Here is a 20,925-nt window from a genome sequence, read left to right as displayed (position 1 = left end):
AGTCCCAGCCGTGGTACAATAAAGGTTGTGAACTCTCTCTAGCTGAGCTACGCTTACAGATCCTGTTTACCAACGTATTTGTCGCTGTTGATGGAGGAAGGAGCAACACGTATGAACGAGCGCATTCGCGAGATTCTGAGCTGGTACGCCGGCGAGAACCCCGGCGTCTTAACAAACCTGGCCCGTATCCTGAATCATGGCCGCCTGGGAGGAACCGGTAAGCTGGTGATCTTGCCAGTCGATCAGGGCTTCGAGCACGGTCCGGCGCGGAGCTTCGCACCGAACCCGGCTGGCTATGATCCCCGCTACCATTTCCAGCTGGCTATCGAGGCTGGCTGTAACGCCTACGCCGCCCCGCTGGGCTTCCTGGAGGCCGGCGCCGCAGAGTTCGCCGGTGAGATCCCCCTCATCCTGAAGTGCAATAACCACGACCTGCTCTATGAGTCGCGTGATCCTTTGCCAGCTTTGACCTCTAGCGTCGAGGACGCTCTGCGCCTCGGCTGCTCGGCGATCGGCTTTACGATCTATCCCGGCTCGGCTGCTCGCGACACGATGTACGAGGAGCTACGCGAGCTGACTCGCCAGGCCAAGGCCCACGGCCTGGCTGTGGTAGTCTGGTCCTATCCCCGCGGCAGTGGCTTGAGCAAGGAGGGCGAGACGGCCATCGACGTAGTGGCCTATGCAGTGCACATCGCCGCCCAGCTCGGCGCCAACATTATTAAGGTGAAGCTCCCCAGCGAGAAGATCGAAAAGCCAGAGGCGCAAAAGGTTTATCAGAAGTACGAAATTCCAATTGCTACCCTGGCTGATCGCGTGCGCCATGTGGTGCAGAGCGCCTTCGATGGCCGGCGCATTGTGATCTTCTCGGGTGGACCGGCAGCTGCCGACGAGCAGGTCTTTGAGGAAGTGCGTGCCATTCGCGATGGCGGTGGCTTCGGCTCGATCATTGGACGCAATTCCTTCCAGCGCCGCAAGGACGAGGCTCTGCGCTTCCTGAATACAGTGATGGGCATCTACGAGGGGTCTATTCGCTAAGCTCAGCCGCTCTTGTGACAAGCACAATGGGTGAGTGCCGCCACAGCGGCCTTGCCTGACTACGCAGGGCTGGTCGCCTGGTTTTGGGTTGACCAGCCCTTTGCTTTGGCCATACACTGGCATAGGCAGCACTCCGGCTCGCGCTAGCGCTCTACCTGGCTGGCCATACCGCCTCTCTTCTCGCAGGACGGCTTGCTCCGTCTCAAGCCTGAGCAGCTAGCTGGCTCTTTGCATGGGTCAGCTTGCTAGCGCGCTCCCCGAACTTGCTTGATGGCGAGGGTACCAATGGCAAAATAGAGCGTAGTCACGGCAAAGAGGACCGTGTAGCCGAGATGATTGGGCAGGCTTTGTAGCAGCTGGAGAATGACGCCACCAATGGCCGTCCCTATGACCTGGGGCAGAATGCCCATCATTGACCAGAAGCCCATAAATTTTCCGGCCTCGTTGGTTGGCGGCAGCACATCGGTGGTCAGGGCCCAGTCAACGCTCGTGTAGGCCCCGAAGCCAACACCAAAGATGAGTGCCGCAATTAAGGCCCCATATTGGGTCTGAAAGAAGATAAAGACTAGACAGACGACGGCCATCATCGCTCCAGAGAGATAGACCAGTCCTTTTCGGCCCCAGTGGTCCGAAGCCCAACCGCCAACGATCGAGGTCAGCAGAGCTGTGAGCAAGAGAGCCGGTTGAAAGACGAGGCCGTTGAAGAACTCTCCCGAGAAGGGCGTATTGTAGATGATGGTCCGTACCCCCGGTCCCCCCAGTACGTTGTCAAAGTAGTATTGCAGGAAATAGTAGACGGTCCAGATCCCCATCATGACCAGCAACCTGGCAAGGAGTACCCAGGCCATGTCAGGATAGTGGAGGGGATTGAAGAGAAAGCGGCGGATAAAGCGTCTGAAGCTGAAACGCTCCTGACCCGTCATGGGGAGGGGCGTCTCTTTGACAGTGAGGACCGTGTAGGTGACGAAGATGATCTGGACGGCGGCAATGAGAAGGAAGATCTGGACAATCTCTTGACGGTAGACTGGGAGAGGATCGTGCTTGTTGACAATGGCTCCGGCAACGAGCGAGCCGACGGCAGTTCCGAGTAGCGAGAGCAGTCCATTGAAGCCAGCAGCGAGGCCGCGCTGGCTCTGGGGAACTTTGTCAGCGATAATAGCGCTCCAGGGGGAATTGGCAACGTTGTTGGCAATCTGGAGAAGGATGAAGAGGACGGCGAAAAGAGCGAGCAAGGCCGTAGAGCTGGCCCAGCCGGGGGCGAAGGCAAAAGCTACCAGGACGATGATATTGAAGACGGTGCCGATGATCATGAAGGGACGCCGTCGTCCCAGGCGAAAGGTGGCATAGTCGGAGATGGCTCCGACCAGCGGGTTGACAATCACGGCGACGATAGTCCCCCAGAGCACGACGGTGGTGAGGTTGATAGCCTCCTGGCTGACTGGCAGGAATTTGGCCACCATACTGGGAATGACGATGGCCAGCAACGCCTGCCAGTGAAAGTTGTTGGCGAACCAGAAGACGTTGATGTTGATGTGTTCGAGGAGCGACACCCGACGGATAGGAAGCTCCGCAGTCGCTGCGGCGCTCATGGCCACTTCGCCTGAGTCTTTGCCGATTTCCATGAGGTTTCTCCCCCTCTCTTCTCTTGGCTTCGGCTGGCATGCTTGGCCGGCCTGGGGGCCGCACGGCGTGGCTTGACCTGGCCTGGCCAGGATTCGACCTCCGGTCTGGCTGATGCGACAGACGAGGACGAGAGAACAACTCATCTGCGCTTCCAACGCTGGCGGCGCTACCTCGCCTCTCGCTCTGCCCGTGCTTATAGCAAGACTGTACCCGTTCCTCTGCTCATCTGTCAAGTCTTGGCTCACTATGCTCTCTTATGCCCGCATTTGATCTCGGCTGCCAGCTACTTGACGCCCCGCTCTCTGGCTGGCATCCTTTCTCTGTATGGAGCAAGGAGATCCAGGTGCAGATCGCCAGCGGCGGCCTCTCTGAGATGAGGTCGCCTGACTCGGCTGCACTATGCTATCTGCTGGCCTGGTGACCGCCGCTCATGCATGCTCCAGTCCGGCTGACAAGGAAGGTTATTATGCGCTTTCCTCCCTTCGAGCGACGATGCAGCGCACCCTGGCGTATTTTTGCTGCTTGTCTGACGCTGCTGATTCTGACGGTGCAATACACGAATTACAGCCCGCTGATCCCTGAGCTGCGAGCTACGCTGCAGATCAGCGCTGGCGAAGTCGGCCTTTTTTCGACCCTGCTCTTTCTCGGCCTCACCCTGGCCTATCTGCCAGCAGGAGTGTTGATCGATCGCTACGGCGCTCGTCCAGTGCTGCTGGCCTCGACGCTGCTGGCAACCTGCGGGGCCTTGCTGCTACCTCTTGTTCCACATTTCGGCTGGCTGTTGGCCATGCGGCTCGTGACGGGATTGGGAATCGGCGGAGCTTTCGTGGCAGGCGCCAGTGTGGCGGCAGGCAGCGGTCGCCTGGCGGCCCTAGGCCAGGGCCTCTACGGCGGCTCAACCCAGGTGGGGGCCGGCCTGGGCCTGCTCTTGACCCCCTATCTCGCCAGGCTGTTCGGCTGGCGTGGAGCTTTCTTTTGCTGGGGCCTCCCTGGCCTGCTCGGCGCGCTGATCTGGCTCCTGGTAGACGTTGAGGAGCAGCACCCGCTGCGCCAGGGAGGACTGAGGCGCGGACTACGCTCGGGGGCCGTCTGGAGCCTGGGGCTGGCGCATATGGGAACGTTTGGTTTGGGGAATGCCATCGCTACCTGGATCGCACTCTACCTGGTGCAGCTGGATCACCTGCCCCTGGCCCTGGCAGCGACCTGTGGCTCGCTGGCTCTGCTGAGCGGGATGCTTTTCCGCCCGTTGGGAGGCTTGATCCTTGGGCGGCGCTGGCTGGGCAGCATCACCCTGGTACGCCTGATGGCCTTATTTTGCTGCGCAGGTATCATCTGCCTGGCTCTGCCCTGGCATAGCGCCCCGCTAAGCTGGATCGGGATCACTTTGACGGCAATTGGCTCTAGCACTCCCTACGCGGCCATCTTTAATGAGGCCGCCTCTCTGCGCAGCGTCGGCAAAGGCGTGGCTCAGAGCCTGGTGAGCGTGATCTCTTCGCCTACCTTGATTATGGGTCCACCTCTGATCGGCTTCTTACTCGATCAAACGGCCAGCTACAGCGATGCTTTTGGGATCATGCTGCTCTTTAGTGCCGTGGCCATTGTGGCTGCGCTGGTCGCCGGACCGGCCATCGCTCGTGAGCACTGGGGCGGATACTATACTGTGACGGAGTCCCTACCAGCTCCAGGTGAGCCTTCTCCCTCCACTCGCAGCGAATGACTGGCGGCAGATCCGCGGCTCCTGGGTCTCAACTTCAGCCGGCACTGGCGATGACAGTCCTTCTGAGAAAAATACTTGACAAATGGCAAAGGGTAGGGTATGATAATTGCCGTCAGCGGCTCAGCTCCTGCTGACCTGAGTGAATCGCTTACATGGCGCATTCGTCTAGCGGTCTAGGACACCGCCCTCTCAAGGCGGAGATCACGGGTTCAAATCCCGTATGCGCTACCCTTTCTCGCCCGAGGCCCGCTGGCTAGCTACGCCTCGGGCCTTTTGTTTGTGCACCCCCTCCTCTTCTCTTTCCCTGTTACCTGATTGATCCTGGCAGCTAGCTCAGGCTCCCTCAGCTATACACGCGCCGGGACGCTCCGCTAGAGAGAGGACCTGAGCCGCAGTCTCCATACTCAGCAAGCCAACCGCTGGGCCTTGGCTCCGGAAACCCTTGACAGGCGGCCCAGAATAGGGTATGATAACCGCGCCAGCAGTTGAGTTCCTGCTGACCTGAGTGAATCGCTTACACGGCGCATTCGTCTAGCGGTCTAGGACACCGCCCTCTCAAGGCGGAGATCACGGGTTCAAATCCCGTATGCGCTACCCTTTCTCGCCCGAGGCCCGCTGGCTAGCTACGCCTCGGGCCTTTTGTTTGTGCCGGCACGGCACGGTTGTCCTCCTGGCACGATCGTGTGTAGGGAGAGGTCCTTTTCCCTTCTCGCCACTGTCGGCTTTTGCTATAGTTATTAGCAGGGGCACCGCACCTGTTCATGTAGCAAGCACTGCACCACCTGGCCGGCTACGCTGACTCCCGCATCAGCCAGCCCGCGCCAGGCTGACGGCAGCAGGATCTCGCTCGCCTGCTCCTTTTCTATCTCTCTATGACGAAAGGGATGTCTTCCTATGTATAAAAAGGTTGTTACGGGTCTGGTACTTCTGGGACTCCTCACACTGGTTCTGGCAGCCTGCGGTATTCGCGATACAGCCGCGGGGGCGACCAACACTGGTCCGACGGTGAAGATGAGTTCAACTGCGTTCGAGGTGACGCAGATTACCATCAAGAAGGGCCAGGCGCTTACCTTGGTGGATGATGTGGCCGTCCCCCACCTGATTAAAAACGGCATCTGGAAAGGCTCCAACCCCGATGTGACCAAGGAGGCTGGCGCCCCCACGGTGGATCTGAACTTCAATGGAGTTCAGGGTGAAAGCGCCACAACACCGCCTTTCACCACCGCTGGCACCTATCATCTGCTTTGCACCATCCATCCTAACATGCAGTTAACCGTTATCGTCCAGTAGCAGGAGAAGCAAGGCCGTTCCTAGGCCAGCCAGAAGCAGCAAGGCATGTATGAGCAGGAGACCGCTGCAGGCGCCCCCTGCTGGAGAACAGCGGCTCACTGCGCAGAAGCGAGAGGGCCGGGTGGCCGGAGATTGCTCTTACCTGTCGCCTGTCACAGAGGACAGGAAGCTCTCTGGCCCGCCGGCCCTCCTATACAGGTCAGTCTTGCCCTCCTTCCACATCCGCCCTTGCCCTGCCGCCACCACTCTCTCCTCTCTTCTGCCACTTAGATCAGCCGCCGCTGTCATGGGTCCTACGCGCTTGCTAGTACTTTTTGTCACAAGCAGACGCCGATCCGCAGATGGCCAGAGTCGGTATGCTATACTCAAGTCAGTCTCAAGCAGTGGCCCCTCATCCGGCAGCCTGAAACGCTGGCTGAATAGAAAGCAGTTGCTGCTATTTTTGTAGATGATGACTGATGAAGAAGACATTTCCTTCTTCCATTTATAAACGGGCATTGAAGTTTAGCTCTCTGGGTCTGTTTTTAGCTTTTTGTGTAGTGATTGTCGCCTGTGGCAATAATAGCTCGCAGGCGAACCTGGAGAGTCCGAGCGTAACGGCTACCATTGTTTTCGGTACGAACGATTCTCCCACTCCGTCCCTGCCAGACTACCTCTGCGGTGCGTGGGCGACCGATACTTCACCACAGATCAGTAGCGGGAAGATGATCATGGTCTACGCCAAGTTTGTGCACACTGTCGATGGGAACCCGGTGGGAGTGGGAGATGCAACTGCGACAGCCACAGTGCGCTGGTGGGATGGCAGTGTGACGACGCAGACGGTGCAGACGACAAGCGACGGTCTGGCGGTGTTTTCTATCCCCCCTCGGGCAGATGCTGTCGGCAAGCTGACGCTGGTGAACGTGACCTTCAGTAAAGAGGGAACACCAGGCTGTACCGTGCCCCAGGCCGCCTATTTTACAATTAGCAGCGGTGGGACAGCGACGGCCACTAAGACGGCCAGCCCTCAAGCGACCAGCGGCCCGACACAGGAAACGCCAACGCCCACGGCTACTTCCACCGCCGTGCCGTTCCCAACCGTGACGATCACGGTGACGTTCCCTCCAGGGCCACCCCGAGGAACGGCCACTCCCCCTCCTCACCCGTGAGGCCGCCTTTCGGGTTGGCTATGCCGCCTCCGGCGCTCGTCCGCCAGAGAGCAAGCTGAGTAGCAACCCGGCTCAACGTTGGAAGACGCCCAGGCCCAAGACGCCGGTAGCGTTGAGCCGGGTCTGTTTTTTTAATCTGTCCTCCTATCAGGAGCGTCCCCTGCCACTGTCTCGGGAGATGCGGCGCTGTATCCCTTGAAACCTCTCTCAATTCGAGGCATAATTGCTGTAGAGAGAACTGTACCGGCGTGATGTGCTTCTATTTTGCTGCTCCTTCAAGCAGGTTAAGAAGCGTGCTATACTATCATGTGATAGATAGTGTCTGCTGACATCTCTCCATAGGTCAAGATACAGATCATTGCAGGCATATTTAGATATAGGAAAAGCACCATGACACGCTCTTCAGAGGAGAGACCACCTGAGCAGCTTACCCCAGCCCCCGACGAGAGTCAGCACTCAGCCAACCAGCATGAGGCCGCCTCCGCCAGTATGCTCAAGTCGTGGTCAGCCAGCCAGAACCGCGAGATCAATCTGGCCCAAACACGTAATCTTCAACGCCAGCTTGTCTTACTGCGCGAGGAGAACAAGCGCCTGCGCAGTGAGCTGGCCGAGCAGCGCGCCGAGCTGGAGCGCCTGGTCGCCGCTTATAACGCCCAGCAGGCTAGCTTCGACGAGGAGCTGGCAGCCCTGAAAGAGGGGCATCAGCAACAGATTGAGCAGTATCAGGCGCACCTCCGCGATATGCTGGCCGAGAATCGCCAACTCCAGTCAGAGAAGCAATTTCTGCAAGGGCAGTATAAGGATCTCCAGAGAAATTTTCAGCAAGCAGTCGAGGAAGAGGCGCACAAGATGATAGCAGAGGCGGCCAATACGATCATTATGCGTCCCGATCACGTCCCTTCCCTGTTCCAGGATGTTAAAAAGACAATTGAGCTGAAAGTACGCCAGGAGGAAGATGAACAGGCCGCTGCCGCTCTCTATCTGATACGCGACGCACAGCGCCGTGCCCGTCAGCTTGAAGAGGAGCTGGCCCACGAACGCCAGCAGATCGCTAGCGAGCGTCAGCAGCTCCTGCAAATGCAGCAGAGTATCCGCGAACAGGCTGAGCTACGCTACAAGACGCTGGTCTCCCACCTTGGTGGACGCTGGTCGCTGGCCGTGACCCTCTCGGTCTTGCTCCTCATCGTACCTTTACCGGTGCTTCAATCACTGTTCTATTTCGTATTACACTTTCCAGCGATGGTTTCTCTCTATGTTCCAATTTTGATCTGTCTAGTATTGATTACCATCTTCGCTCGTCTCCGCGTCGCGATGGCAACATACTACTCCAGCGCACCTAGGAAGTCTTCTACTACTAAAACGTGATTTACTCCACAAATGAGATATCCAGTCAACGTAGACGCTCTTTTATCACTTTTCTTGACGCTATTTTTCTTGTATAACAAGAAAAACCTGAATTGCTCTAGACAAATTTTTGTCTTTCATGTACCCTATACAAGGGGAGTCGTGTAGCTCCCCAGTCTACAGTCACTGCCCCCGTTCGTGGCAAGGAAGGAACGGAAAGGGGAAGGTTATGTCGAATCAGTTGCAACTGCAACAGGCCACCGAACAGGATGAGATCATCAACGAGGTCTGCAACTTAGCCAGCAAGCTAGCCAGTGTCTTCCATGAGCCTCCCTGCTACTGGACCGCCGCCATGCTCCGCAAGTGCTACCAGCAATCATACGCCGCTTTCTCCGAGTCGCAGCGCTCGCCCTGGGAGCAGCGTCGCCGCTGGTGGGTCCTCCACTATGCTGACATGGCTCTCTATGCGTTCTGCTGTCGTGCCGAAGGAAGCATCGAGGAGCTGGAGGACTTTCAGGATGTTACCCAGTCCCTCAATCGCACGCATGGTTACCGCATCACCCTACGTCAGGCCGCGAATGCCGCTATCGCTCGCCATTCGCTCTACCTGCGCGGCTCCCTGCCCTCGCGCGAGGAGAGTCGACGCGCAGTGTTGGAGGCTCTCCAAATCGAAGCCTGACGCCAGTCCTTGAACTGGCCTTTCCTATCCCTCCACCGATCTGAGCAGGCCGTCAGCCCGCCTGTCACCTGACCTTTCTCCTGCGACCCGCTTCGTCTCCCCGTTGCCCGCGGAAACAGGCGGGTTGACGGCGGGCCTCGGTCGCTACCTATACCAACACGCTGAAGCTTCATAGCTTTTCCGTGAGTGTATTACTTGGGGCCAGGGCAGCGAGGACTGCGAGCGCTGCTTAAACAGTCTGCTCGCTCTCTTATCCTCCACTACCTGGTCCCCACTTTGATCTCTAGCTGTCGGCTGCTGGTCAACAGCCTGCCTGTCTTCACAGTCAGACCGTGTACCCTCTGGCCGGATAGCGGCTGGCCATCCTCTTTTGCTACAATGAGGGTAGGAAACATAGAAGACCGCTGGCCGGCCCTTTGCCTTATCCGCAACGAGCCACTGATCTGACCCAAAAAGACCGGTCCAGACGCCAAGGAAGCAGGAGAGACCTCGATGGCGAATGATACACAGGTGCAATCCTCTCTTCAGCCTCACGTCATCTGGCAGGATGGTATTCATCCTGAGCCTTGCATTGTGGTCATCTTTGGGGCGACGGGTGATCTGACCCGACGCAAGCTGCTCCCAACCCTGGCCCACTTGATGCACGCCCACCCGCAACCCCAGGGTTTCGTAGTGGTAGCTTTCGCCCGTCGCCCTTTCACACAGGAACAATGGCGCCAGCTTGTCGTGCAGGCTCTTGCTGAGAATAGTCCACCCGAGCTGGGCCTGGATGAGGAGGCCAGACAGTCTTTTGCCCAGCGCACTTTCTATTGCCAGGCTAACTTGAATGAGTCCACAGGCTATCAGAAACTCGCTCAGCTGCTTGAGCAATTGGATCAGCAGTATCAGACCCACGGTAATCGCATCTTCTATCTGGCTATCCCCCCTGATCTCTACGCCCCGGTAGTGCACAGGCTCGGCGAAAATGGACTCGTCCATCGCCCTCACGGTGGCCACCGCGCCAATCATCATGGACCCTGGAGCCGCGTGATCATTGAAAAGCCTTTCGGGCGCGATCTTCCTTCCGCCCAGAAACTTAACCGCGAGATCGCCCGCATTCTGCACGAGGATCAGATCTACCGCATCGATCACTATATGGGGAAAGAGACGGTACAGAATATCCTGGCTATGCGCTTCTCCAATGGTATCTTTGAGCCGCTCTGGAACCAGAAGTATATCGATCACGTGCAGATCCTGGTCGCAGAGGATATCGGCATCGGTGGGCGAGCCGAGTACTATGATGAGGCTGGGGCCATCCGTGATATGGTGCAAAACCATATCTTTCAAGTGCTCTGCCTGACGGCAATGGAGCCGCCCGTCGCCTTCGAGGCGGATGCGATCCGCGACGAGAAGGTGAAGCTGTTGCGCGCTATTCCTCCTCTGACCCCCGAGGAGGTAGCGCATCAGGTGGTGCGCGGCCAGTATACGCGCGGAACCATCAACGGCCAAGAGGTTCCCGGCTATCGTGAGGAGGAGGGGATTCCTGCCGATTCATCGACCGAGACCTTCGTGGCTCTTAAACTCTTTATCGAAAACTGGCGCTGGGCCGATGTACCGTTCTATATCCGTACGGGGAAACGCTTGCCAAAGCGCAGCACTGAGGTGACTATTCAGTTCAAGCGCGTGCCTCATCTACTCTACAAGCCAAGCGAGGCCCGTGAGTTGATCCCTAACCGGCTGACGGTACGTATCCAGCCAGAAGAGGGAATCACGCTGAAGTTCGGGGCCAAGGTGCCCGGCGCTGCTCAGCGACTGAAGTCGGTTGATATGACCTTCTCTTATGCGTCAGCTTTCCAGATGGAGCCGCCCGATGCCTACGAGCGCCTGATCGCTGACTGTATGCTTGGGGATTCGACGCTGTTTATCCGCCGCGATGAGATTGAGACAGCCTGGCGCATCATTGACTCTATTACAACGGCCTGGCAGCAGATGCCGGCGGAGAGCGTGCGTCCCTATGCCGCCGGGACCTGGGGACCAGCCGAGGCGGATGAGCTGATCCAGCGCGATGGTCGCGAGTGGGATACCCCTTGACGGCAGAGCGGCTATGCTGGCTGTTCCGCCCACAGGCTCAGTCCGGGGCCTGGTTCGCTCGGCCAGGCCCCTCTCCTCTCTCTGGTTCCAGGCAGGGCGCTAGCCTGGCCAGGGTCCTGCCGTCACCTCACTAGTCGCCATACCCTTAATCGGAGAACTCAGTCACGGAAACAGGACGAGCCACCTTCTCTAGCGATTGCCGCTCTGCATCAACCCCGTAAACCATTTCGACCCCTCCGGCAGCCGCCATGACTACGGCCCCCAGCAGGTAGCCGAAGAAGACATTGATGGCTTCGCCAGACTGGATCAGTAGACCAAAGAGGAGCGGCGCCACCGCTGAAGCCCCCGTACCAACCGCATAAAAGAGGGCAATGGCCTGGGCCCTTACCTCCAGGGGAAAGATTTCGCTGACTGTCAGATAGGCCGAGCTGGCTCCCGCTGAGGCGAAGAAGAAGATGACGGACCAGCAGAGCGTCTGAGTGGCCGCCGTTAAGCTCCCCTCCATAAAGAGCCAACCAGTGAGCACCAGCAGCACCCCCGGCAGGATATAGGTAAAGCTAATCATCCTGCGCCTGCCTAGCGTGTCAAAGAAGCGTCCCAGCAGCAACGGGCCAAAGAAATTGCCAATCGCGAACGGGACCAGATACAAGCCTATGGACTCATCCGGCACGTGATAAAAGCGTGCCAACACGAGGCCATAGGTGAAAAAGATGGCGTTATAGAGGAAGGCTTGACCAACGAGTAGGGAGAAACCAAGCAGCGAGCGCGTCGGGTAATCCTTGAGCATGATACGCATCAGCGTTTTCAGACTTACCATGCCCACTGGACGCATTTCGATCGTTCCATAAACCTCGGGCAGAATGCTCAGGTGCTTCTCTTTAATTATGATGCTTTCAATCTGGCTTACAATCCGTTCTGCCTCCTCAAAACGTCCATGCATTAAGAGCCAGCGCGGACTCTCAGGAAGATTACGCCGTACCAGCAAGACCCCCAGACCCAGGATGGCCCCCAGTGCAAAGGCCAATCGCCAGCCAATGTTCACAGGAAAAAGATGTGGGTTAAGCAGAATAGTAGTGAGCAAGGCACCAACGGCAGTGCCTAACCACCAGGAGCCATTGATCGCCAGGTCAACCTGACCACGCATCCGGGCAGGGATCAGTTCATCAATGGCTGAGTTGATCGCCGCATACTCACCGCCGATGCCAGTCCCCGTGAGAAAACGACAGGCTGCAAACCAGAGAAAGTTGAAGGAAAAAGCGGTGGCTACTGTTGCCAGGAGGTACACACTGAGAGTGATTAAAAACAGCAATTTTCGCCCGAAGCGATCGGTCAGGCGCGCAAAGACAAAGGCGCCAAGCACTGCCCCAATCAGATAGGCTGTACCAGCCGAGGCAACTTGAACACTTGATAGGTTGAGTGTACGTGCATTTGTCAGGACAGCCGCAATCGACCCAATAATGGTCACTTCCAGGCCATCGAGAATCCAGGTGATCCCCAGCGATATGACGACCAGCCAATGCCAGCGGCTCCAGGGAAGGCGATCCAGACGAAAGGGAATACTGGTCCTGACCTTCTCTGGTCCAGTTCCTAGATGCGCGGATGTAGCCATCCTGAACCTCCTTTGTCACACTCAGTCTGCGCTGCTACCCCTGCTCAGGTTGGGTGAAAGCTGCTCCGCTCTTACTCAGGCGAGAGGCAGCCCTCTCTTTCACTGCTCAGGATCGCGCCTATCCCGAACCGCCCGCTGGGGAAGCAGCTCAGCTCTGCGTACTCAATGAGCCATCGGGTAAAACCGTGCCGGCAAGCGAGCGGGCCTGAGTCCATTGTTCCGCGGAGAGATTGGCCCCACGGAGATTGGCATCGCTGAGATCGGCCTCAGCAAGGCGGGCCTCCCGCAGGTCAGCATGCTGCAGATCGGCCCCATGCAGGTTAGCCCCCCCGAGATCGGCCTTTCTCAGATCGGCATCTACCAGCACGGCCTTCCAGAGGTCAGCCTTACTCAGATTGGCGCTGCTCAGGTTCGCCTCGTTCAAATCAGCTCTGCTCAGATCCGCCTCGCTCAAGCGAGCGCCTCGCAGATCGGCTCTGCTCAGGTAGGCATCGCTCAGCTTGGCGCCGCTCAGATCCGCTCCGCTCAGGTAGGCATTCGTCAGGTCCGCTCGCCTGAGATTGGCATTGCTCAGATTCGCTCGATTAAGGCTTGCTGCGACCAGAAAGGCATTGCTGAGATCTGCTCGGCGCAAATCGGCGTTGATCAGATTGGTATTGCGGAGCAGAGCATCGCTCAGGTCAGCCCGGCGCAGGTTGGCCCGGCGCAGATCACAGTCGCACAGATCAGCTCTGCGCAAATTCGCATCGCTTAAATCTGCCCTCCGCAGATCAGCTCCGCTCAACTTGGCCGCGCTCAGGTTTAAATCGCTGAGGTTGGCGTCACTCAGGTCCGCGCTCGCTAGATCGACCACAGGCTTCTCTCGATTAATCAAGCCTGATTCATAGAGAAATTGCACAACGCTTCTCTTCCGATTGGCATCCAGGCGCGGAAGTACCGTCAATACCCTGACACGGGCGATTTTCTGAGCCTCAGCCTCTTTTGAGCACGAACGCAATTGTTTGTCCAACAAAAGTTCTGAGATTTTATTGATATAATCCTGAAGGACAGATTCTCTTTGATTATCAAGAGCAAGTTCCTGGTCCGCTTGATATCTCTGCTGCTGAATAGTATGGTCTCGCTTTTGTTGCCACTGGGCGAAGCCGACCCCCAGCAAGAGGAGAACGATAGGGGCGATTAAGAGCTGCAGCCAGTCCCAAAGAGTCTTTTCCGGTCGATATGGCTGGTTTGGCTTGAGGACTGGCCCGATATAGGACGAGACGCCAGTCCACTCCCATCCCCAAAGATAACCACCAACGATGGCAATGATCAGGCCAATACTCACTCCTACCAGGCAGATCACGCCCAGGAAGACCAACGACTTGCCTATCCGCTGTAGCCAGGCGCCTATCCGCGGTCGGGAAATCTTCTGGCGCATCATTCGCATCGCTCATCAATAGAGCGGCGTGGAGATCCCTGGCTTGAGCCACGGAGCGCAAACGCCGCCTCCCTTCCTCAACAAAACAAGGCTTGACAAACGTGATAGAGCAGACCGGCCTCTCATCCGTAAAGACGTGCCGCTCTTGCCCCCTGGATGAATCCAGGGGAGGAAGGCGGCTCCCTGCTTGCTCTCCGCCAGGGGGAGACATTGCAGCCTCTCTCATGGTATCGTGCTCCTCGTGAGGCCAAAGGCACTGGCCTGTCGGTCAGCGACGGCTTCGCCTCACACCGCATGGGGAGGCGGGTCATCCCCTCCCACAGTGCTCTCCTGTCCTGTGGGACAGTGGGCTGCTGTCGAAGTGGCCCGGAAGCCCGGGCCGCTGCGGCTGCGGGCAAGCCCCTGGCTTGAGCCAGGGGTCATTGACAAGAGGCCCTTGCGACCTGGAGGCAAACCCCGCCTCGCTTTTTCCAGAGAGGTCTGACAATCAGAATCACACCTAGGTGGCATTGATCCCTAGATGGCCCAAGCTGCGTGTGGGCGATGATGACGCCTGCCCAGGGCGAGAGCGGGACGGGTCGCCTGGCGGAATCTCCCACCCTCGCCCGCGCGGCGAGCGCTCAGCTCCTCAGCTGCTGGGCAAGCTCTTGCAGGAGAGCCGCCGGCGAGGCCAGTGGATAGCTTAAGTGGTCAAGCAGTTCTCTGGCCTGCTTCCCTCTGATGGTGAGGTCGCCGAGATGAGCGGCCAGAGTCTCCTTCTCAACGGGAAAATCTAGCCCTTTGATGCGGCTCAGGACCTCAAGTGGCCAGATAATCTCTGCCAGGTCCCCCAGGTAGCTCTGCAGCATGCTCACGAGGAAATCAATATTGTCGCGGCCCTGGGCGATCTCCTGATAGGCCAGCTTCGCCAGGCCTCCCGCCACATGAGTCTTGATCTGCCCCGCTTCTTCACCCTCGATTTCTTCTTTTAGACGCTCCTTCACCTTCTGCTCGTCAGCCACAAGGATATTTTTGACCGTTGCCGGCGAAAGACCCAGCTCCTTGGCAATGTCAGCTTGCATTTTCTGGTGATCCCGGCTGAGGACGATGACGTAGGCCGCCTCCATCAGCGAAGGTAGCCAGGTCAGGTGCCGATATTCAAAGAGCTTGCGCGGGCCTCCAGTAATCTCCAGGGCTTTTAAGAAGATGCGCAGCGCCTTGTTATCTACTTCCTTCTCTTTCTCTACGGGAGGATGTTCTAGCACTGTCATGCTTCTTCTTGGCCTCCTTTCGTATGAGTGACTGGGGGTCCAACTTTGATCAGACCAGCCTCGCTGATGTCCAGCGTGTGAACACGCGTATCATGGCCGGCTACCCGACAGCCGTCGATTCGGAAGAGGCGAATGACGCTGCCAAAGGGTAGATGATACCAGCGCTCATCATAGGCGCTCATGATCTCACGCTTGGAAAGCACCAGCGTGCCATCAACGATGTGCCCGACTGCATAGCCACCCGCTGCCTCAGCGCTGATGTCTTCGTGACTGCTACGCTTCTGCGAGATGAGCAGAGCCGTCTGGCGCCACTTCTTCAGGAAATGATAGAGGAAGCGGACAATTTGCCTGGCCTGCATCTCTCGCGCCTCGTAGAGGCCCGTCACCGAATCGATGACGACAGAGCGACAACGATACTGCTTGATGGCATAGGCCAGGGTGTCGCCCAGGGCCATCAGGTCCTCACGCAGCGGAGCATGACTGGCCGCATCGATGATGACGATGCGATCCTCGATTAGCTGCTCGTTGACACCAAGGGCAAGAGCGCGCTGGCGGAGTCCAGCGATAAGAAAAGGAGCAGGCTGCTCGACAGTGACAAAGCAGCAGCTATAGCCCATTGAAGCCTGCTTAATAGCAAACTGCTCTACCATTAGACTCTTGCCACTATCGGGCACTCCAGTGATCTGCAGGACACTGCCGGAGGGATAGCCTCCCAGCGGCTTGATAACAAGCTGCCCTCTTTCGTCATGCCCGGTGGTAAAAAAGAGGTCGTCCAGTCCTTCGACCCCCGAAGGGATGCCGCTGATCTGAGGGACCTCCGGACGAAAGTGGGCCAGGGTGCCTACACTCTCTTTGAGAATTTTGCGCTGCTCACTTTCAGCTCGCATTTCCATGCTCTGCTTCCTTCCATCCAGGCCAGAGCCTTTTCAGCAGAGCTTTTCCCCTACTGCTGGCCCCTCTCCTTAAGACGCTGACTTTTCTTCCTGTGGGTCTGAGCAACCTAACCTTGTACCCATGAGGGCATCTGGCAGCCAATACGTCGATCCCCCCAGCCCCGGTTTCAGCCCCTGCTATTGCCCTCGGACAGGCTCGTGAGCGTCTTTTCGGCACCAGCCGGGGTTTATCTATCTACTGCTTTCGTCTGTAGTCTGTGCAGTCTGCCTGCAATTTTATGGTATCATGTATACAAACAGACACGCTCGCCTCGCTCGTATGCAGGCCGGCTATTTCAGTCAGCCCATTGAAGGGCAAGGAGAAGAGACGCGCATATGAGCCACTCTCAAGGGGGAGATCAGCTTCCTGAGTTGAAGCTGAGCCAGGAGCAGCTGGCGGAGCTTCGCCAGCGCTATGCCGAGCTGATTGGTTTTGTTCCCCCGCGTGTTCAAGCCCGAACTGATCTGCTAGCCCGCCTCGATCCCGATTTCCTTCTGCTCCAGGAAGAGATCCGCCGGCGCGCTATGTACCCCTCCTGCTTCGATACGAAGACAGCCCAGCTGATGCTCTTTGGCATGCTGCTGGTGCTGCTCTCCGATGCGGCTCATCTGCATGCCCGCGCCGCCCGGCGCGCTGGCGCCACCTGGGAAGAACTCAACGCGGTGGTCAATCTGGCTTTTCTCTTTCGCGGGTTGCCCGCCGGCAACCTCGGCGCTCAAATTCTTCAGCAACTGGTCGCGGATGAGGACCAGCACGGTTCAAAGGAGTCGGAACCACGCTGATGCGACGCGAGACGGCAGAGCAGGAGATGAGCCTTGTCGGCCACAGGTACCGGTCTCTATTCCGCGCTGTGCTCAGCGAACGGGGCCTATCGCAGCCGCAGGCAAGGCCCGGGCCTGTTCTCCGCCGCGCTGCGCTGCAATGCCGCAACCAAGAGAGGAGATGGCCCTATGACGGATTTTCAGGAGCCAATCAGGGACGTTGCCCACCTGGGCCATGTCGAGCTGCTTACCCCTCGACCTGCCGAGAGCCTCTGGTTCTTCACGGAGGTGCTCGGGATGACGGTGACCGACCGCCAGGGCCAGTCGGTCTACCTCCGCGCTTACGGCGATTACGAGCACTGTACCCTCAAGTTGACTGAGGCCCCGCATGCCGGCCTCGGCCATGTCGGATGGCGCACGGTCAGCCCCCAGGCTCTGGAACGACGCGTTCAGGCGCTGTCTTCTCAGGGCTACGGCCAGGGCTGGATCGATGGCGATGTCGGCCACGGACGCGCCTACCGCTTTACTGATCCCGATGGGCATGTCATGGAACTGTACTACGAGGCTCAAAAATATTTGGCCTCGGCAGAGCTACGCTCCCGCCTCTACAATCAGCCTCAGAAGTTCACCGGCCACGGTGTGGGTGTGAAGCGCATCGACCATGTGAACCTGATGTGCTACGATATCACTCCCAACCGCCTCTTCCTGCAGGAACAGCTCGGATTCCGTCTGCGCGAGCTACTGCAACCGGAGGAGAACGGTGCTGAGGAAGGTGCCTGGCTCAGTGTGACGCCGCTCACTCACGATATCGCCTATATGCGCGATTTCAGTGGCGCGCATGGGCGCCTGCATCACATCGCTTACTGGCTGGATAGCCGAGAGGAGGTGCTACGCGCCGCCGATATTCTGTCAGAGCATGATATCTTTATTGAGGCGGGACCAGCGCGCCATAACGTCTCGCAGGCGTTCTTTCTCTACCTGTATGAGCCAGGCGGCAATCGGGTCGAAGTCTACTCCGGCGGCTACCTCGCTTTTGCTCCCGATTGGGAGCCGATTGTCTGGCGTCGCGAGCAGCGCGGGCGCGGCGTCTATTGGGGCGGCGCCTTGCCAGAGAGCTTTAAGACCTACGGGACGCCGGTCATCGAGCCAGTGCAGGCCGGTCAGGGTGGACAGACCCCAGCTCCTGTCTTCGATCCTCTCTGACAGGGGGCAAGAGCACGCCGCTCTCGCTCTTGATCTGCTGTGATCGGCCTGGCTGGTCACTATCTCGCTGATCTCCACTGGTTGCTGATGTGATTATCGGGCCAAACAGTGGTTTGGCTTGCCGCGCTCCAGGCCGCTCCGTTTCTTGATCGGGCCTCCCAAGACAGGATCTGAGGCGGTGGCTTTCCGCCTGCCGCTCATTCAGGTCAGACTGAGATGTTGCTGGCTGTTCGCCTTCCGCATTCGCTGACCAGCCCCGAACGGCGCGTCGCCGGTCACCAGTCCCCCGGCGAGCGGCGGGTGAGATAGAGCCGCTGCCTGGCCAGGGTCTGGCCGAGACAGCCGGAAAACCCCTCCCCCTCGCTTACGACTCTGGGTCAGAGGGAGCGGTCAGTCAGTGAGTCAGAAGAACGAGAAGTGCATGAAGAAGGAGAAGCGCAATGGTCTACCATAGCGAAGTAATCGGCAGTTTGCTCCGTCCCCCCTATCTCCATCAAGCGCGCCAGCAGTTAGAGGCGGGAGCGATCAGCGCCGCCGAATTTAAGGCCATCGAGGACCGAGCCGTCGATGAGGCGATCGCGCTGCAGGAGGAGGCCGGCATCGAGGTGATTACCGATGGAGAGCAGCGACGCTATGCCTTCTTCGGCCATCTCATCGAGGCCCTCGACGGCTTTGACAAGTATGGCGGCTGGGCGATTCCTTTTCGCGACGAGAGCGGCGAGGAGCTGGTCATGCGCCGCCCGGTGGTGGTGGATCGCTTGCGCTGGCGCCGCAACATGTGCAGCGAAGAGTGGGTCTATCTGCGTGCGCGCAAGAAGCACGCTGGTAAGGTGACCATGATTAGCGCCCAGCAGGCCGCGGCCTACTACGATCCCGAGAAGTCGAAGGGCGCTTACCCTACGCTCGATGCCTACCTCGCCGATATCGTTGATATCTCCCGCCGCGAAGTCGAGGAGTTGATCCGCCTGGGTTGCACCTATATCCAGATCGATGCCCCTCAGTACGCTGCCCTGCTCGATCCACAGATCCGCGAGGGCTATCGCCAGCGCGGCAACGACCCCGAGAAGCTCATCGATCGCTGCATCGAGCTGGATAACGCCATTATCGATGGCCATCCGGGAATTACGTTCGGTATCCATATCTGCCGCGGCAATAATCAAAGCAAGTTTTATGCCAGCGGCGATTATGGACCAATCGCTCGCATCTTCCAGAAGACGCATTTCCAGCGCTTCCTGCTGGAGTATGACGATGAGCGCTCGGGCGGCTTCGAGCCACTGCGCTATATGCCAGAGGACCGCTTTGTGGTCTTAGGGCTGGTGACGACGAAGAAGCCGCAGCTGGAAAGCCGCGATGAGCTGCGCCGGCGTATCGAGGAGGCGACGCGCTATATTCCTTTGGAGCGGCTGGCGCTTAGCCCGCAGTGTGGGTTCGCTTCTACCATCGAAGGGAATCGCCTATCGCTCGAAGACCAGCGTCGCAAGCTGGAATTGGTGGCCAGCGTGGCGCACGAGGTCTGGGGCTAGGTTGCCCTCTCAGGCACAGGCCGCTGACAGCTGGCTTTTCTTTTCTTCTTCTCTCTCGGCCAGGCGACGATGGGCCAGGACGGCTACAGGCAACATTCCCGCCTCCTGACCCATCGTCTCCGCCTGCCCTTGATGACCCCCCTCGCACGAGGGTGAGGGCAGGCAGAGGTCCTGTCTAGCTCCAACTGCTCTTCTTTCCTCCCACCCCCTCTTTATTGCAAGGTCTCCCTTTCTCTCGACTCGACCTCGCTGGCAGCTTGCTTTCTGGGGACAGAGGTGTCGAGGCGGAACAGAGTCATTTTTTGAGGAAATCCTGAGAACCAGACCCCGAACTTCTGCCCGTTTTTTGACCGTTCTCAGGCTATACTGGCCGTGGCTGAGGGTAGGTAAGGACAAACGGTCCAGTAGTAGCGGAGAGGCAGATGGTTCGGTTCTGCTGCCTGGCTGAGGGAGGTGTCATACTATGGCGAGCTTTGGGGCCACCATCCTGGTGGTCGAAGATGAGCCGGAACTGGCTGGCGCTCTGGAGCGCAGTCTGATTGCCCACGGCTACCGGGTCCAGAGTACCGGCAGCGGCGAGGAGGCGCTGGCGCTGTTCAGCCGCGCTCATCCCGATCTCGTGCTGCTCGATTTGCTGCTGCCCGATGTAAGCGGCCTGGAGGTCTGTCGCCGTATCCGGGCTGTCTCGCCGACGCCAATCATTGTGCTCTCAGTGAAAAATAGCGAGCACGATAAGGTAGAGGCCCTGGATTTGGGGGCCGACGACTACGTGGCCAAGCCGTTCGGGATCGCTGAGGTGCTGGCCCGTATCCGCGTGGCCTTGCGCCGGCTGGAGCGCCAAAATGGACATTCTGCGGAGGAGCAGGTGCGCATCGGGCCGCTGGTGGTTGACTTGGGAAGTCGCCGGGTGCTGCTCAATGGACACGATGTGGCTCTGACCCCGACTGAGTATGAACTGCTGAGGATCTTTGTAACGCATCGCGGTAAGCTGCTGACACGCCAGATGTTGCTGCAAATGCTCTGGGGCGCAGCTTCGTATGATCGCATGCATAGCCTCCATGTCTATGTGGCACAGCTCCGGCAGAAGATCGAGCCTCGACCCGGCGAGCCACGCTTGATCTTGACCATTCCCGGTGTGGGCTACCGCTTCAGCGATGAGGTCGAGGCTGCTCGCGAGCTCGACTCTTCAGAGCCTTGAGTTTGTCTTGAGTCCTCGCCCCGCCCTCTGGAGAAAAGCTTGAGCAAAGTGGGACAAACTCGGAACGCATCCTGAGCGATCTTGCTCTACACTCTAGCTGAGAGCAAGCCGAAGCAGCGAAGTGC

Annotated in this window: 16 protein-coding genes and 2 tRNA genes; 13 read left to right on the top strand and 5 right to left on the bottom strand. The window is 58.4% G+C overall.

Annotated features, from left to right (window positions below):
• Positions 1–111: 111 nt before the first annotated feature.
• Complete coding sequence (locus KTAU_RS18930) at positions 112–1,035, top strand: class I fructose-bisphosphate aldolase (protein WP_112427203.1); 924 nt, start codon at positions 112–114, stop codon at positions 1,033–1,035.
• Positions 1,036–1,280: 245 nt separating this feature from the next.
• Here the strand turns inward: KTAU_RS18930 and KTAU_RS18925 are convergent, their stop codons facing one another.
• Positions 1,281–2,657, bottom strand: coding sequence for an MFS transporter (locus KTAU_RS18925; RefSeq protein WP_151729846.1), 1,377 nt, complete (start codon positions 2,655–2,657; stop codon positions 1,281–1,283).
• A gap of 467 nt (positions 2,658–3,124) precedes the next feature.
• Between KTAU_RS18925 and KTAU_RS18920 the strand changes: the two genes are divergently transcribed.
• The 8 genes from KTAU_RS18920 (at position 3,125) to zwf (ending at position 10,906) form a co-directional block, all read left to right on the top strand.
• On the top strand, positions 3,125–4,375 hold the full coding sequence (locus KTAU_RS18920) for an MFS transporter (protein ID WP_170293428.1): 1,251 nt from the start codon (positions 3,125–3,127) through the stop codon (positions 4,373–4,375).
• Between the two features lie 154 nt (positions 4,376–4,529).
• Positions 4,530–4,603: transfer RNA gene (locus tag KTAU_RS18915), tRNA-Glu, on the top strand.
• A gap of 292 nt (positions 4,604–4,895) precedes the next feature.
• Positions 4,896–4,969, top strand: a tRNA-Glu gene (locus KTAU_RS18910).
• A gap of 300 nt (positions 4,970–5,269) precedes the next feature.
• On the top strand, positions 5,270–5,665 hold the full coding sequence (locus tag KTAU_RS18905; RefSeq protein WP_151729844.1) for a cupredoxin domain-containing protein: 396 nt from the start codon (positions 5,270–5,272) through the stop codon (positions 5,663–5,665).
• A gap of 458 nt (positions 5,666–6,123) precedes the next feature.
• Positions 6,124–6,813 (top strand): hypothetical protein, encoded by a 690-nt coding sequence (locus tag KTAU_RS18900; RefSeq protein WP_151729843.1) that lies wholly within the window; start codon positions 6,124–6,126, stop codon positions 6,811–6,813.
• Positions 6,814–7,203: 390 nt separating this feature from the next.
• The gene (locus tag KTAU_RS18895; RefSeq protein WP_151729842.1) at positions 7,204–8,178 is read left to right on the top strand and encodes a hypothetical protein; all 975 of its coding nucleotides are present in this window, start codon (positions 7,204–7,206) and stop codon (positions 8,176–8,178) included.
• A gap of 208 nt (positions 8,179–8,386) precedes the next feature.
• Positions 8,387–8,836, top strand: a complete 450-nt coding sequence (locus KTAU_RS18890) for a hypothetical protein (RefSeq protein WP_151729841.1) — start codon at positions 8,387–8,389, stop codon at positions 8,834–8,836.
• 492 nt (positions 8,837–9,328) lie between these two features.
• Complete coding sequence (gene zwf, locus KTAU_RS18885) at positions 9,329–10,906, top strand: glucose-6-phosphate dehydrogenase (protein WP_151729840.1); 1,578 nt, start codon at positions 9,329–9,331, stop codon at positions 10,904–10,906.
• Positions 10,907–11,051: 145 nt separating this feature from the next.
• Here zwf and KTAU_RS18880 read toward each other — a convergent pair whose 3' ends face one another.
• The 4 genes from KTAU_RS18880 to KTAU_RS18865 form a co-directional block, all read right to left on the bottom strand.
• Positions 11,052–12,515 carry an MFS transporter gene (locus KTAU_RS18880; RefSeq protein ID WP_151729839.1) on the bottom strand — a complete coding sequence of 488 codons (1,464 nt, stop codon included), beginning with the start codon at positions 12,513–12,515 and terminating at the stop codon, positions 11,052–11,054.
• Between the two features lie 148 nt (positions 12,516–12,663).
• The gene (locus KTAU_RS18875) at positions 12,664–13,935 is read right to left on the bottom strand and encodes a pentapeptide repeat-containing protein (protein ID WP_228026536.1); all 1,272 of its coding nucleotides are present in this window, start codon (positions 13,933–13,935) and stop codon (positions 12,664–12,666) included.
• A 617-nt stretch (positions 13,936–14,552) separates the two neighbouring features.
• Positions 14,553–15,182, bottom strand: a complete 630-nt coding sequence (locus KTAU_RS18870; protein ID WP_151729837.1) for a bacterio-opsin activator — start codon at positions 15,180–15,182, stop codon at positions 14,553–14,555.
• Positions 15,179–16,075, bottom strand: coding sequence for a KaiC domain-containing protein (locus KTAU_RS18865; RefSeq protein ID WP_228026535.1), 897 nt, complete (start codon positions 16,073–16,075; stop codon positions 15,179–15,181). The genes KTAU_RS18870 and KTAU_RS18865 overlap by 4 nt, the downstream gene beginning before the upstream one ends.
• 375 nt (positions 16,076–16,450) lie before the next feature.
• On the opposite strand from KTAU_RS18865, the gene KTAU_RS18860 reads away from it, so the two are divergent.
• The 4 genes from KTAU_RS18860 to KTAU_RS18845 all read left to right on the top strand — a co-directional run bounded on the left by KTAU_RS18860 (position 16,451) and on the right by KTAU_RS18845 (position 20,800).
• The gene (locus tag KTAU_RS18860; protein ID WP_069801716.1) at positions 16,451–16,897 is read left to right on the top strand and encodes a carboxymuconolactone decarboxylase family protein; all 447 of its coding nucleotides are present in this window, start codon (positions 16,451–16,453) and stop codon (positions 16,895–16,897) included.
• A 168-nt stretch (positions 16,898–17,065) separates the two neighbouring features.
• Entirely contained in the window at positions 17,066–18,079 is a 1,014-nt protein-coding gene (locus KTAU_RS18855) for a catechol 2,3-dioxygenase (protein ID WP_151729836.1), read from the top strand.
• A 440-nt stretch (positions 18,080–18,519) separates the two neighbouring features.
• Positions 18,520–19,602 (top strand): cobalamin-independent methionine synthase II family protein, encoded by a 1,083-nt coding sequence (locus tag KTAU_RS18850; RefSeq protein WP_151729835.1) that lies wholly within the window; start codon positions 18,520–18,522, stop codon positions 19,600–19,602.
• 463 nt (positions 19,603–20,065) lie between these two features.
• Positions 20,066–20,800 carry a response regulator transcription factor gene (locus tag KTAU_RS18845; protein WP_151729834.1) on the top strand — a complete coding sequence of 245 codons (735 nt, stop codon included), beginning with the start codon at positions 20,066–20,068 and terminating at the stop codon, positions 20,798–20,800.
• Positions 20,801–20,925: the final 125 nt, after the last annotated feature.

It is taken from the genome of Thermogemmatispora aurantia, assembly GCF_008974285.1.
GTDB classification, from domain to species: domain Bacteria; phylum Chloroflexota; class Ktedonobacteria; order Ktedonobacterales; family Ktedonobacteraceae; genus Thermogemmatispora; species Thermogemmatispora aurantia.
Note: the sequence above shows the minus strand (reverse complement) of the source record. Positions and strands in the feature narration are given on the sequence as shown.

Excerpts from the sequence above, each read along its gene's own strand:
- KTAU_RS18930 (WP_112427203.1), top strand. The coding sequence starts at position 112 with ATGAACGAGCGCATTCGCGAGATTCTGAGCTGGTACGCCGGCGAGAAC.
- KTAU_RS18925 (WP_151729846.1), bottom strand. The coding sequence starts at position 2,657 with ATGGAAATCGGCAAAGACTCAGGCGAAGTGGCCATGAGCGCCGCAGCG.
- KTAU_RS18920 (WP_170293428.1), top strand. The coding sequence starts at position 3,125 with ATGCGCTTTCCTCCCTTCGAGCGACGATGCAGCGCACCCTGGCGTATT.
- KTAU_RS18905 (WP_151729844.1), top strand. The coding sequence starts at position 5,270 with ATGTATAAAAAGGTTGTTACGGGTCTGGTACTTCTGGGACTCCTCACA.
- KTAU_RS18900 (WP_151729843.1), top strand. The coding sequence starts at position 6,124 with ATGAAGAAGACATTTCCTTCTTCCATTTATAAACGGGCATTGAAGTTT.
- KTAU_RS18895 (WP_151729842.1), top strand. The coding sequence starts at position 7,204 with ATGACACGCTCTTCAGAGGAGAGACCACCTGAGCAGCTTACCCCAGCC.
- KTAU_RS18890 (WP_151729841.1), top strand. The coding sequence starts at position 8,387 with ATGTCGAATCAGTTGCAACTGCAACAGGCCACCGAACAGGATGAGATC.
- zwf (WP_151729840.1), top strand. The coding sequence starts at position 9,329 with ATGGCGAATGATACACAGGTGCAATCCTCTCTTCAGCCTCACGTCATC.
- KTAU_RS18880 (WP_151729839.1), bottom strand. The coding sequence starts at position 12,515 with ATGGCTACATCCGCGCATCTAGGAACTGGACCAGAGAAGGTCAGGACC.
- KTAU_RS18875 (WP_228026536.1), bottom strand. The coding sequence starts at position 13,935 with ATGATGCGCCAGAAGATTTCCCGACCGCGGATAGGCGCCTGGCTACAG.
- KTAU_RS18870 (WP_151729837.1), bottom strand. The coding sequence starts at position 15,182 with ATGACAGTGCTAGAACATCCTCCCGTAGAGAAAGAGAAGGAAGTAGAT.
- KTAU_RS18865 (WP_228026535.1), bottom strand. The coding sequence starts at position 16,075 with ATGGAAATGCGAGCTGAAAGTGAGCAGCGCAAAATTCTCAAAGAGAGT.
- KTAU_RS18860 (WP_069801716.1), top strand. The coding sequence starts at position 16,451 with ATGAGCCACTCTCAAGGGGGAGATCAGCTTCCTGAGTTGAAGCTGAGC.
- KTAU_RS18855 (WP_151729836.1), top strand. The coding sequence starts at position 17,066 with ATGACGGATTTTCAGGAGCCAATCAGGGACGTTGCCCACCTGGGCCAT.
- KTAU_RS18850 (WP_151729835.1), top strand. The coding sequence starts at position 18,520 with ATGGTCTACCATAGCGAAGTAATCGGCAGTTTGCTCCGTCCCCCCTAT.
- KTAU_RS18845 (WP_151729834.1), top strand. The coding sequence starts at position 20,066 with ATGGCGAGCTTTGGGGCCACCATCCTGGTGGTCGAAGATGAGCCGGAA.